General features: G+C 45.0%; 9 protein-coding genes. 2 read left to right on the forward strand and 7 right to left on the reverse strand.

Annotated features, from left to right (window positions below):
- Positions 1-26 precede the first annotated feature (26 nt).
- The 6 genes from DWW52_RS17925 to DWW52_RS17950 form a co-directional block, all read right to left on the reverse strand.
- The gene (locus DWW52_RS17925) at positions 27-2,492 is read right to left on the reverse strand and encodes a zinc-dependent metalloprotease (protein WP_118716957.1); all 2,466 of its coding nucleotides are present in this window, start codon (positions 2,490-2,492) and stop codon (positions 27-29) included.
- 107 nt (positions 2,493-2,599) lie between these two features.
- Positions 2,600-3,577 (reverse strand): hypothetical protein, encoded by a 978-nt coding sequence (locus tag DWW52_RS17930; protein WP_118716959.1) that lies wholly within the window; start codon positions 3,575-3,577, stop codon positions 2,600-2,602.
- Positions 3,578-3,595: 18 nt separating this feature from the next.
- Complete coding sequence (locus DWW52_RS17935) at positions 3,596-5,176, reverse strand: RagB/SusD family nutrient uptake outer membrane protein (protein WP_158582657.1); 1,581 nt, start codon at positions 5,174-5,176, stop codon at positions 3,596-3,598.
- 12 nt (positions 5,177-5,188) lie between these two features.
- A complete protein-coding gene (locus DWW52_RS17940) occupies positions 5,189-8,872 on the reverse strand; it encodes a SusC/RagA family TonB-linked outer membrane protein (protein ID WP_118716963.1) in 3,684 nt (1,227 codons plus the stop codon).
- An 84-nt stretch (positions 8,873-8,956) separates the two neighbouring features.
- The gene (locus DWW52_RS17945; RefSeq protein WP_158582658.1) at positions 8,957-10,126 is read right to left on the reverse strand and encodes a FecR family protein; all 1,170 of its coding nucleotides are present in this window, start codon (positions 10,124-10,126) and stop codon (positions 8,957-8,959) included.
- A 168-nt stretch (positions 10,127-10,294) separates the two neighbouring features.
- Entirely contained in the window at positions 10,295-11,227 is a 933-nt protein-coding gene (locus DWW52_RS17950) for an Rpn family recombination-promoting nuclease/putative transposase (RefSeq protein WP_118716967.1), read from the reverse strand.
- A 461-nt stretch (positions 11,228-11,688) separates the two neighbouring features.
- Here DWW52_RS17950 and DWW52_RS17955 point away from each other — a divergent pair, with 461 nt between their 5' ends.
- Both DWW52_RS17955 and DWW52_RS17960 read left to right on the forward strand, forming a co-directional pair.
- On the forward strand, positions 11,689-12,330 hold the full coding sequence (locus tag DWW52_RS17955) for a DUF6266 family protein (protein WP_118716969.1): 642 nt from the start codon (positions 11,689-11,691) through the stop codon (positions 12,328-12,330).
- A gap of 9 nt (positions 12,331-12,339) precedes the next feature.
- A complete protein-coding gene (locus DWW52_RS17960; RefSeq protein WP_118716971.1) occupies positions 12,340-12,987 on the forward strand; it encodes a hypothetical protein in 648 nt (215 codons plus the stop codon).
- A gap of 2 nt (positions 12,988-12,989) precedes the next feature.
- Here the strand turns inward: DWW52_RS17960 and DWW52_RS17965 are convergent, their stop codons facing one another.
- Positions 12,990-13,586: an RNA polymerase sigma factor gene (locus DWW52_RS17965; protein WP_118716973.1), complete on the reverse strand. Its 597-nt coding sequence runs from the start codon at positions 13,584-13,586 to the stop codon at positions 12,990-12,992.
- Positions 13,587-13,631 lie beyond the last annotated feature (45 nt).

Consider the following 13,631-nt stretch of genomic DNA (forward strand, 5'->3'; position numbering starts at 1 on the left):
TTAATCGTAAATCTGAAATCATAAATCTAAAGTTCTACAAGGCTCTTCCAATAAGCTTGTGTCAAATAATTTTTACTCTTTTCTGCCGCTTTACGGGCATCAGCCTTCACTCTCTCCTGTTGTTCAAAAATCAAAGAAGTAATAGCCGGATAATCCACGAAAGTACGCTCCATAGCCTTTTTCAAACCACCCAAATACATACGTTGCAACTCTCTACGACAAGGATCCACGGGTTTATAATTCAACGCTTCCGTGAAAATCATCCCGTACAAATCATCCATGTACTCCCGCAAACGATAAGAATCTTCCGCCATTCCTTCGTCATCTGAAATACTCAAGAAAGCCCCGACCAATTTCTCGCACATCATCCCGTACAACATCCGCATAACTCTCACCTTATTCATCCCGGCTATATCCGTCAAACGATCTTCAAACAACCATTCCGGGGCATGGAAAAAATGTTTATCCAAGAAAGCCAAAGCCTCTTTTTGCTGCTCCTTACTGGCAGGAACGACCATGCCGCTTCCCTCCGAACGCAACTTATCACACGTGAACCGTCCCCCGACATTATTCACCACGTGAGTGATATATTTCAGATACTGGTCACACAAACCCTTGTACATCTCCACCTGTACCGAACCGAAAGTATCATCCCCTTCCGTCCACACCTCCACGTTCTTCGCAATTCGCTTTAAATTCTCGATGCCCAGTTCATTTGCTTTCATATTATTATCTCCCAAATCCTCACTTTGCATCCGGGGATCACTAGGATTGTATTCGCTACCAAAAATCCGACGTTCATTCTCGTTCCTCTGCCGGGTCGTCCATGCCTGTAAATAATCCTTCTCCTCTTGCTCATCCTTCATCTCCGGGAAATACCGGTACCCCCACTCAATAGCAAACAAATCATATTCCCCCATGCGCGGCACCATATCATCCAGCGCAATCCCGTCCCCCGGTTGCGCCACGTAATTAAAACGCGCATAATCCATAATCGACGCAGTGTGCCCGTGCTCCTTCACGTAATTCTTATCCCGGATCTGGTCAATCGTGTACGTCGTACTGCTGTAAAAATTATGACGCAAACCCAAAGCATGGCCCACTTCATGAGAAACTAGGTATCTCGCCAGCCTTCCCATCACCTCTTCCGGGAAAGGAAAACGATGAACCCGCTCGTCAATAGCCCCCGCTTGTGCGAAATACCATTTCTGCAACAACTCCTGCACGCAATGAAACACAGATATACGGGCACTCAAAATCTCCCCCGTCCTCGGATCACTCGTTTGAAGACCGAGAGCGTTCCCGATTGGTGACACCTTATACGAGATAATCGAGTGACGGGCATCTTCCGGCAAAAAACTGGGATCTTCACCAGGACGGGGCATACGTTTCGCCATTATCGCATTCTTGAAACCCGCCCGCTCGAAAGCCTTCTCCCAATCCTTCACCCCTGCAATCAAATGCGGGATCATAAACTCGGGAATATCATAGTCAATATAAAAAACGATCGGTTTCCGGGGTTCCACCAATTCGCCCCGCTTATATTTTTCCATGTCTTCCGAACAGGGTTCCATCCTCCAGCGGCAAACATACGCAGCCTCTTTCGTCCTCAACGGATTCCCGTACTCCATCCCCTTTACCACAAAATACCCGACCCGCTTATCTTCGTACCTCGGTCGCATCCTCTCCTCCGGCAGCAAGCGCAACGATACCGCCAACTCCCACTCCGTCGGATTCTGCTTCACGTCATTTTTTGATTTACTAAAAGATGACAACTGCGGTGCCGCACCCGCCCCGTAGCACTTGATCATCCGAAAAATCACGTTATCCGGGAACACGCGACATCCCGCGATACTCGCCCGATCCGCCTGATACGCCCCTAACCCTAGGGTCGATTTCATGTCTTTCATCGAAAACACGTTATTATCCGTCATCAACACATCTGTCATGTCAATCAACACGCTCTCCTTTCCCCTCGCTTTCACGTCAAAAATCATCGTGACCGATCTTTTCCCCACCGCCTGCATCAGGCGATATATCTCGCTCGTCGTGTCCTTCATCCATTTATCTCCCTCCGGTTCTATCAAACGCACTTCATTCTCCCCATCCTGCACAAAACGAATCAAACGATTTGACAACGGGTCCCCCGCATACCCCAACAACTGGGTAGAAGCCCTCTCGTTCTGCGCCGACCCTTTCGCCAATACCTGCATTGCCAGAATATCCCGCCCGAGCAACGCTCTCGGTATCTCCACGAAATACCGCCCGTCCTGCACGTACACGTTAAACATCCCCTTATACGTTCGTGCCGTCGGTTTCACGAACTTCTCAATAGCAACAACCTCTTTTGCCTTTGTAATACTTCCTGTTTCCGGTAAAGAAGCCTCCCGATTTTTCGGCTCCTGCGACTTCTTCATCTGTCCGGCCCCTTCTGCCATGCACACGCCTAAACAGCACACGCTCAACCCAATGATCCTCAAAAATCTTTTCATACTATTTGCAATTTAAATACAACACACTCCCTAAGCACCGGAAATCCCGGTACTCCCGAATAAAACATACAAACAGGGAGCCGAAAAGCCTCTCGGCTCCCTAAAAACTATTTATCTATTTCTTGCTTAAAACGTTCAACGATCCCTTTCATGATCTCATACTTCTTGATACAAAACGGATAGTCTGCATACAATTCTTCAAATTTCTGCTGTGTATAAGCATACACGGCTGCGACATATTCCTTTACATCCAAAGCATCACTGATGGTAGTTTTTTGCACAAAAAGTGTCGGCGCCGGTTTATACCTTCCCACGTTTTTCCATTCGAAAAAACCTAACTCTTCGCACTCTTTACTAAAATTAGGGTCAATGGGCGCACCCGTTGATGCAAATCCCCGATACATAGTGCGATAATCTCCCCCGGCATCCTTTGTCACCTTATAAAAATCCTGTATATCATCATTATAATGCTCCATAAGTGCAGGTGCCACATTTTCAGCCACAATCATCCCAGCCCAAAACGCTTGTTCATCTTCATTCATTCTTGAAATTTCAAACAATCGCCCGGCAACAACCCCCATCATACTTCTGTAACTATACGCGGTTTGCATATTATCCGGCCAAGATTTAGGATCCGCCTTCCAATCGTAATCAATCGAATACAACGTATCCACCAAAAAAATAGAATAAGGACGATACAATAATTTAGCGGGCAAATTAGGAATAACACGATCCCGGATCAACTCGACAGCTTTCAACATATTAGCAGTATCGGACGACAACACGAAACCCGCTTCCCCCAATTGTGAAGTAATACTGTAACCGACAACAAACATCTCGTGATGAATAATTGGCTCTCCGTATGCATCCGTTCCGCGGACTTCCGTTCCAATCGTGTCATTCACAAAAATAGGTAATCCGCTTTCCCGATAAACCTGATATGCTAATTGATTAAATCGTCCAGGCTTATCTTGAATCTCAAACCAATTGGTCCTCTCTCCATTCCAAGACAAATCATCTTCCTTATCGCAACCGACAAACGAAAGAACACTTAGAATCCCGTATACTATAAATTTATTTTTCATAACTATCCTATTATATCATTAAATAGCCTCACGATCTTCTCGTTCCGGATTATCAACCAGTTCGCCCCGGTTAAATACAATCTCGTATCCGGGAATAGGCAACACGTAAGCCCGCTCCTCCTCGTACCGTTTCAGTCGGTACGTACCATTCGGAATCCCGTTAGCATTTGCTGCCGTTGCGGGTAAATAAGACACATGGTCAATCTCCTTCGATTCGGGATACTTAACACACACGGCATAGCGACGCAAATCAAACCAGCGCTGACTCTCGAAGCACAATTCCCGACGACGTTCATCCCGAATAAATTCCACCAACTCCTTACCCGATAAACCATCAATTGCCGGTATTTGCCCCCCGGCAAACCGATTCTCCAACAACTTCTTTATCGGTGTAATCGCATCCCCTCCCAACATCGCCTCGGCTTCCGCTTTATTCAAATACGCTTCCGCCGAACGGATTATAAAACAGTCAAATGTCGTCATATCAGCCAGAACATCTGAAGTTTTCCGTACAAAACGATAATTACCATTAACTTGTGACTTCGAGAAGAAACCGGTTAACCGCAAATCCGTCACCTCCGGATACTTGGTATACAAATCGCACAACTCTTGGGACACGGCATATCTTCCTATGCTTGTTTTATCAAACATAAGATACGGACACCCGTTACTTCCCTGGGTAAACAACACCTCCGGTGACTGGCTGGTATTCATATATTGAGCTTTCGTAACCCTCAATTTATCCCCAGGCACTCCTATCGTTTCTGTCAAGTCGAAATCATTTAAATTTGATAAATGAATTCCAAGCTTCATTACCCGGTCACATTCATCAGCGGCCAACTGCCACTCGCCCATGTAAAGGTATACCCGGCTCAATAATATACGCGCAGCCGCTTCGTTAACCCGATAAACTGTCGGTTGTTCCACTCCGGTCAAATTCTCGGCGGCATCTTTCAAATCTTTTACAATCTGATTGTAAACCTCCGCTATTGAATTACGGCTATAATATTTATCATCCACTTTTTCTATTAATTTAAGAGGAACTCCCGGATCTGTTTCAGCTGTCGCTTTCACGTAAGGATTCGCGTAAAAATTAACCAGCAAATAATAATAAGCCGCTCTCAAAAATTGAGCTTCTCCCTTAATCCGGCGTTTGGCACCTTTCGAATCTTCTGAAAATTCATCCACTTGCGAAATGATAACATTCGAATAACTGATGTGCGCGTAGAGCTTCTTCCAGTTCTCGTCATCGTAAGGCACTCCTTTTTCATTTTGAAACGGGACCTTGCTCCATTCGTAAAATGAACGTAAATATTCACTGGGATTACCCGAATTCCCGACAGAATAAGGTCCCGATCCAAATTCTTGAATATCATCATCCATCACGTTGAGCCACATATAGTATACTGCATTAGCCTGTCCCGAAGAAAAAACAAAAGAAGGATATCCTTCATGCTTCATGTAGCCATTACCAATCAGGACCTCATCCATATCCTCCAGCGAAGAAGCATACACCAAATCCTGAGAATATTCCTTCAGAAAATCCCCGCAAGAAACAAAACCGAGACATCCTATAATTAAATAAATTACTTTTTTCATCTTTATTCGCATTTAGAAGGTTAGGTTAATCTGGAATGAATACATCGGACGTACAGATAAATTTATCAAATCCGAAGATCCCGATTGCGTGGGATCTTGTCCTTTCAACTTTTTACTGCAAAATGTATAAAGATTAGATCCGCTCAAGTTTATATAAGCCGATTTCAGTGCAAGCTTACTGCAAAAACGCTGTGGAACCACGTATCGCAAGGATAATCCCTGCAATTTCACGTAATCGCCGGAAACCACACGCAAATTCGAATAATCATACATCGTCCAGATATTATCAGCAAACTCGTAACTCTTCCCAAACCAGAATTGTCGACTCAACGTATTCTCGAACTCCTTCTGTGTCAACAAACCGGGAACATTTGTATGCAACTCGTCTCCCGGACGCTGCCAACGATTCACAAACTCCCCGCGCATATTCGTTTCCGGTCCCGGTGCGGCACTCGTCGGCTTATTATACATCTTCAATAAACGAATCTTTGACCCTACACTGTACGAAACGTTCACCGAAAGCCCCCAATTTCTCCAACCGAAATAATTACTGATACTTCCTTGTAAAAAGGGTTCCCGGCATCCGGAACGCTCCATAACGGCCGCAAACACCTCTTCTTTGTCCATACTCGTGTACAAATCATGGGTACTCACCTCTTCACCATCGACCATCGAAGTTTCCTCCGCCCCATAGAACATCGGACGACCGTCCTCCGGGCTCAACCCCTTAAACTTATACGAAAAGAACGTGTTGACCGGACGTCCCGCTATCTGCACCGAACCATCCAGGTAATTTTTAAAAGTTATTTCATCCTCCAACACCTTATCTTTCTTTTTCAGTTTATCCACCAATTGATTAAACACGGAGCCAAAATTCGGATCAAAACGCCAAACAAAACCACGGCGTTCTCCATTTATACTAGTAGCCGTGTTAATCGGTACAAAATTCAATGACAACTCGTATCCTTGATTTGTCAACGTTCCCTTGTTCACCGAGTATTTCCCGGTACCGTTAATAAAAGACACGGTTTTACTCATAAAAGCATCCGTTGTCTTCCTGTAATAATAACCCACGGTACCGTTCAACTTGTTATTAAAGAAAGAAAATTCCACGTCAGCATTCAAGGTTAAAGTCTTCTCCCATTTCAAATCAGGATTCGGGTAATTCTGTATCTCCGATTTATACTCCTGAAAAAAATTATCCATTCCCCCCTTCTTAATAATCAAGCGGGGAGACTCCTGCGCTGACATATTTCCCTGGTAACCGAACGACAGTTTCAACGCCAACGTATTAACACGAGTCACATTCTTCAACACGTTCTCATGCAAATTCCAACGCCCTGAAACAGACCAGATCGGTAATAAACGTTCGTTACTCTTATCTCCAAATTTATTCGAAGCATCTATCCTGGCATTTGCGTTAAGAATATACGAATTCTTGTACACGTAAGAAACAGTCCCTATCAATCCGACCAAACGCGTCAGATTATTTGTCAACACCCCACGGGCACTGGCATCCGTCAACAACCAATTATTATACGCCGTGTATGGATTATCTTTATTATAAATCTCATCAATAATCATTCCTCGATCAGGCATATACCCCCTGCGAGTAATTGAAAAACCATCATAAACCGAAGAATTTAATTCTCCGATAAGAGAAGCCGTCAACTGGTGAATATTACCTGCATCCAAAAAACTATTGAAAGTCAACTGACCACGCAGATTATAATTCTCGTTTCTCGTATTCTTCAATCTCAATTCTCCCCCCTTAGGAAGCTCAGAGCTGCCAACAGCAATCGCCTTCGTGTGTACGCTCCACTTCCTTTTCTCCGCCGCATACCAGGATTTTTCACCAAAATAAGTATTATCATCCGTATGAGAAACGCCATAGGAAAATTGAATGTCCGCCTTCAAATAAGAACATATTTTATACCCCAATGCGACCGTCAGATTCAACTGATCCGTATTGATCTTATTATACGAGTGATCGCGTTCATTAAGAATACTAAAGGGTTGATCGTAGGTTCTGTCCCCGCGCTGATAAAACCAAAGAGAACCATCATCATTATAAGCTCTCACACTCCGGCTGGTATTATAAGCATAGCCTGTAAGCCCAACTTCCGTGGGAGTATACTCTTTCTTTTGCAAGTTCCCGGTTAACGAAAATTGTACCGTAAAATCACTATAATTCAAATTTATTTTCGCCAACCCCGAATAACGCTTGCTCGACTCCTTACGAATATTACCGTTTTCATCATTGTACCCCATCGAAGCGTAATAACGTATGTGATCCGTACCCCCGGAGACACTCAACGTGTGATTGTTAGAGAATGAATTTTTCATCAATATATCCAACCAATCCGTATTGCAAGTCTCCATATCCCGCACTTTCTCGTTAAATTCCCCGTAACTAATCACCCCGTTATACAAATCCGATGCGGCAGCCTCGTAACCGACCCAACTACTTAAATCTCCAATTTTCAAGCGTTTATCCACGATTTCCCTCGATATATCAATCCGCTCTTTAGAATTCATCACATTCACCGCACGATCCGTGTAATGAGGCCGACGACGTATAGAACCGCTTACCGAATAAGACACAGAAGGAGCCCCCACCTTACCCTTCTTCGTGGTAATCACGATCACGCCATTAGAGGCCTTCGGTCCGTAAATAGCCGTCGCGGAAGCATCTTTCAACACGTCGATCTGTTCAATATCATCCGGGTTCAAGCCGGAAATTGCGTTACCCAACAAATTCACGAAATCAAGATCATTAATTTGAGTAGGATCCACGTTCACCGGATCGGTCAATATCACGCCATCCAACACCCACAACGGGGCCGTAGACCCCAGGATCGTTGATGTTCCCCTGATCTTCAACTTCGGAGCAGCACCCACCTGTCCCGAATTCTGCATGAAAATCATACCCGGTACATGGCCCTCCAACATCTGATCAATCGTACTCATTCCCGGCATCATAATATCATCCATCTTCAACGAGGTCACAGAACTCGTCAAATGCCGTTTGTCCACGTTATAATATCCCGTCGAAATCACCTTTACCTCATCCAACTCCGTGGCGTCCTCTTCCAGAGTCACCTTCATCGGTTCACCGAACTTCACGGGAATCTCCAACCGCTTCATACCGATAAAAGAAAACACTAGCAACGCATTGTCCTCCTTGGACATCAAAAACTTGAAATTACCTTCCATATCTGTGGCCGTACCGACTGTCGTGCCCTTCAACAAAACGGCGACACCGGGAAGCGTGTTCCCTTTCTTATCCGTCACCCGCCCGGAAACCAACACCTTCGTATTCTCGAACTTCTCCGCACTCTTCTTGATCACGATAGAAGACATCTCGAACTTGTACTCGAAAGGAGTACCCGCAAACAACCTAGACAATGCGGAATCCACCGCCACGTCCCGCACGTTCAAGCTCACGCTCGACATAGATTTCAACTGATCGGCATTGTAGACAAAATTCAATTTCGTCTGCTCCTTGATCTGTTTAAACACCACTTGAACGTCAACTTTATTCACGTTAATCGTCACTTTCTGGTCTTGTGCCGAGGCCCAAAAAGGCAAACCGATCAGCATCACCAGAACAAATCCCCACCTACTACATAGAAGTTTTATCCTACCCGAACATAAAAAGTTCGGAAAAATAAAACACTTTCTGTTTTTTTTCATAGATTTGTTGATTAATATTAAACATTATGGATGTACACACAACATCCGTTATCAAACCGTAGGTTGCGTCAACAACTTACGGTTTTATCTTGAATCACTTACCGTGATCGTATTTCCCTTCAAATTAAACCGGACGGTAGCCGTCTCCCCGATCAGATGAAGCACATCCGCCACATCCGTGAACCGGGCTATAACACCCGTGAATCGTTTGCCCTTCACGTCATCATTAGCATAGAAAACCTCCGTGTCATACCACAAACACAAACGATCCATAATCTCCTCGATCGTCTCGTTTTGGAACACGAACTCCCCAACCCGCCAAGCCGTGTAATAGTATGTATCCACGTCACTCACCTCCACGTCCTTACCTTGCACGTCAAATTTCGCCACCTGATTCGGTTTCAACAAAAATTCCTCACCCGTCGATTTCACCCGGATACCAACCTTCCCCTCGACCAAAGCCGTCTGTACCGTTCCCCGGTAATGCGTGTTCACGTTGAACGAAGTCCCGTAAACCTTCACCTCCATATCGTTCACCACCACGCGGAAAGGACGGGTTGAATCTTTTGTCACCTCGAAATAAGCCTCACCCGTCAAAAACACGATCCTTTGCTTCCCGCTAAAAGCCACCGGGTAACGGATTTCCGTGTCAGAATTCAACCACACCCGCGTCCCGTCGGAAAGAGTCAGGGCGTATTCTCCAGCCCGGGGAACCGTCACTTTATTATATATCAATTCTTCCGTTTCCCGTTTCTCGTACACCAGTGATTTCCGTTCCGCTTTTGCCAAACTCCCCTCGATCCCGGTCTCCACGACACGAGTCGTATCCAAAAAATATGTTCGCCCGTCATTCAACTCCAGCACAACACGCCCGCTACCGGGTTGTACTCTTTCAGCCACAACCGACCCGGACATCTCCCGGCTCGTATTCATCCACATGCTAACAGCTATCACCAAAGGTAACACGGCAGCCGCAGCATACCACAAATACCGCAATTGTATCCGGCGCACCCGAACATTTTTAATCTCCCGGGCTTTCCGCATCATCTCCTCTTTCTTACTGTTCAGAACAGCCCGTCCCACCCCCTCCCACGGATCAGTCTCACCTCCACGCTTCGCTCGTTCGTAAAATTCTCGATGCCTGCCGGAAACCTGTAACCACTCTTCCAACTTCACCCGCTCATCCGATAACAAATCCCCCCGAAAACTCTTCGAGATAATCTCCCAATCAATATGTATATCTTCTTTCTTCATAATCATTTCATCTATTTCTTTCCCGAAATCACTATAAAGACAAACTCCTCTCCCGAAATGTTTACAAGAAAATCAATTATTTTTCAAAATACGGTCAGTTTTTTTCAAAAATAAAACCGGATCAAAAAATGACCCGGTAAAAATGCCTATCGGAGTTATAATAACCCATTACAATTTTTCTATCTCTTCCTTGGAAAGACCTGTTCCCTTCATAATCATCTCGACCGAAAGTCCTATATCCTTCAAGTTACGGGCAACTTCCAGTTGTTTATTTCTTTCCCCTTCTTCACGACCTTCTTCACGACCTTCCTCACGACCTTCCGCAAGTCCTTCTATTCTTCCCTCCATTCTTCCTTCTATTCTTCCTTCCAACTTTGCCCCATCCAACACGTCATTCTGAATCATCATAGCATTAATATGCTCGTCGTAAGCATAACGTTCCTCCTTACTCATATTAAAATAAGCCAGTTTTTCACGAGCTTCTTCCAACCCGGGAGCCTTCGTATCCGAACGGATAATACCAGTTTTAAGATATTCTATCCATTCTTCAAGCGGCGTCACCGCCACTTTATTAAACTCGTTCACCCGAATCAGGAAATATTCAGGGAATATCTCCGCCGGAAGCTTATGCACGATAACATCTTTCTCACGTGTGGTCACTTCCAACCGGTCGCCCGTGTGTACACCCGTGAAAGAATTCTGCCCATGATATAAGTAATCATTACCCTTGCCGATATCGAAATACAAAATACTTATGGAATAGATTTTCTTCACTTCACAATACCGATTTCCCAATGAAATATGTTCGGTAATAGCCTTTGCCACCCCGTAAAGAATACGTTCCAGATAGTACAACTCTCGAGTATTCTGTATTTCCACGATAATAATCTCACCCTTACTGTCTTTAGCTTTAATATCCACCCGGTTGAATTTATCATCAATCGCCATCTGGTTACTCTCGCTTTCAAGCAATTCTATAATTTTCACCTTCTCGCCCAACAGCACCGTGAGGAATCCCTCCAGAACCCCGAAATTAGCTTTCTGACGCAGTAATCTTTTAACCGCCCAATCAAAACGAATGTACCTATCCTCTTGTTCCATAATATTCTATTCTTTAATTACAAAGTTATGATTTTTTCCCGAACGGCAGACAAGAAACTGTATTTATTTCACACGCTCAACACTTTTCACTCAACCTGACCGCCACCGATGCATAATCACATCCCCAAACTCCCATTTATTTTCCAACAGGACCTCTATCTCCTCATTTACGGTCATCTAGCGCAACCTGTCCGAACAAAGCGAAAGCACGTTCCTTGGAAAAAAACTCCTCCGCATCCAGAAAACATCCTTTTTGACCGACTATTGCCCGAGAATTACCTGATTATTGACAGACTTAGCCTACACTTAACCGCCACCTAGCCGCCATTTCGCCGCCATTTTAGTGGGTTTTACGTTTATTTAACTTGACAAAAGCTCTTTTCAGATGTACCTTTAGAAAGTTTATAAAATAACAAGTGGGAACGAACGAGAAGGCATTAAGTAATATTTAATATTGATATATGGTACATTTCAAATCAGGCATATTCAAAGATGCTAACGGGACTTACAAAAACATGATCATCTACCAAATGAGAGGTGAAACCTACGGGAGAAAAAAACCTTCGTATGACGGGAATGCGGGCTCCCCGACACGTGAAGTACAAAACTCGCGCATGACTTCGGTCGTGACCCTTTTTCAATCAATCAAACACACGTTTCTAGTCGATTCATGGCGTTCGGATGCGCTTCGGAACAAAATTTCCTCCGGTTACAACTATTTCGTGAAAAAGAACATCAAAGCCTTCGGGGATAATTACAACGTGGGTGATTTCACGCAATTAACCCTTTGCGTGGGAACATTACAAATCCCGTTCGGGATGAAACAACAGCCCTCCCCCGCCGGGACCTGTTCTCTCACGTGGGAGGCCGCCCCGTGGATGTTACAACGCCGGGGCAAAGATCAACTGATCGCAGCCGTGATTTACGAAGACGAACCCTTCCGGGTCGAGATCATCACGAACACCGGAGCTACCCGACAAGACGGGGAAGCGACGTTCTCCGTGGATCGCTCCGATGTCAGGAACGTACACGTTTATTGTTTCTTCGCCAATGAAGACCGAGACCTGTTCTCGGAGAGTGTTTATTTCAACTTTCACTTTTAACCCGAAAATATGGCTATATTCAACTCTTCCATCTTGGAAGGAGCTTCTGGCTCCGTGGGAAACATCACGCTATACAAATACAAAAAGAAAAACGTGGTGAGAGCAAAGATCGTTTTCAAAAGGAAAAAGAAATCGGAATCCCAATGCGTGCAACAACTCCGGTTCAAAATCCTGACCCAACTGGCAGACACGTTTTGCCAGACAGCTATCGTGGGATTTCCCAGGGATTCGTGGTCGCAAGCTCGAAGAGCGTTTATCAAGCATAACCAGAAAACCGTAGAAATTGACGAAACCACGCTTGAAGCAACCGTATTACTCGAACAAGTGGTTTGTTCGGCAGGAAAACTAATTCCCCCTAACGTGCAAGTCAGCTTTCAGGGGGCAGACCGCTCCCTTCTCGTGAAATGGTTCCGGCAACCTTTATCACCGATAGCCAAAGACGAAGACGACTTGTATATTGCTCTTCTTGACACGAAAGAAAAAGATACCGCCATCTACCCGCTGGGGAAACGAGGAAATCCGGGTGAAAAGGCAATCAGTCTGCCCGAGGAGTTTACCCCGGCAAATTTACTGGGCTACACGTTTGCCATATCCTCACTGAAAACAAACACGTCCGATACAGCATTCGTGAATATCGAACGGCCCGAAACGGAATAACCTCACCGTTCCATGAACAACCGTCCCAAAGCACAGAGCACCACGACATAATCGTAACCGGAGAAGGCTTGCCTCAAACGTTCCATGCCGCGATGCAACTGAGCTTTCACGGTGTTCTCGTTCATAGCCAGCGATGCGGCAATCTCGCTATACTTGTATCCCTCCACGAAACGCAGTAAACACACTTCCCGACACTTGTCCGGTAGTTCGTCCAGCACTTGCCGGATTTTGACAAGCAACTCCTCATCCTCTACCATGTCAACATTCTGGGACTCGATGTAAGCTTCGACATACTTGCGGTTATTGCGATCCTCGATCTGGAGACTTTTCAAGTAATTCAGGCAACCGTTACGAACGGAAGCGAAAAGATAGTGTTGAATTGAAGATTTCAGAACCAGACGCTCGGCAGTCTCCCATATCCTCAGGAACACGTCCTGCACGATATCATGCGCCTTGTCTGAATCATAGATGTACTTCTCGGCGAAAAGATACAGCTTCTCGTAGTACATATCGAAAAGAATTGCCAAGGCAGACTCTTCCCGACGCTTTAATCCCATTAGCACATCATCACTTTCCATGTCGTACACATCCCGTTCCAAAGATTTACCAAACGCAAATATAAAAATAAAAACCGAGAATCAACA

Source organism: Odoribacter sp. AF15-53 (assembly GCF_003479425.1).
Taxonomy (GTDB): domain Bacteria; phylum Bacteroidota; class Bacteroidia; order Bacteroidales; family Marinifilaceae; genus Butyricimonas.

What these genes read in the sequence shown, in the direction of transcription:
- DWW52_RS17925 (WP_118716957.1), bottom strand. Translation starts at nt 2,492, where the DNA reads ATGAAAAGATTTTTGAGGATCATTGGGTTGAGCGTGTGCTGTTTAGGC.
- DWW52_RS17930 (WP_118716959.1), bottom strand. Translation starts at nt 3,577, where the DNA reads ATGAAAAATAAATTTATAGTATACGGGATTCTAAGTGTTCTTTCGTTT.
- DWW52_RS17935 (WP_158582657.1), bottom strand. Translation starts at nt 5,176, where the DNA reads ATGAAAAAAGTAATTTATTTAATTATAGGATGTCTCGGTTTTGTTTCT.
- DWW52_RS17940 (WP_118716963.1), bottom strand. Translation starts at nt 8,872, where the DNA reads ATGAAAAAAAACAGAAAGTGTTTTATTTTTCCGAACTTTTTATGTTCG.
- DWW52_RS17945 (WP_158582658.1), bottom strand. Translation starts at nt 10,126, where the DNA reads ATGAAGAAAGAAGATATACATATTGATTGGGAGATTATCTCGAAGAGT.
- DWW52_RS17950 (WP_118716967.1), bottom strand. Translation starts at nt 11,227, where the DNA reads ATGGAACAAGAGGATAGGTACATTCGTTTTGATTGGGCGGTTAAAAGA.
- DWW52_RS17955 (WP_118716969.1), top strand. Translation starts at nt 11,689, where the DNA reads ATGGTACATTTCAAATCAGGCATATTCAAAGATGCTAACGGGACTTAC.
- DWW52_RS17960 (WP_118716971.1), top strand. Translation starts at nt 12,340, where the DNA reads ATGGCTATATTCAACTCTTCCATCTTGGAAGGAGCTTCTGGCTCCGTG.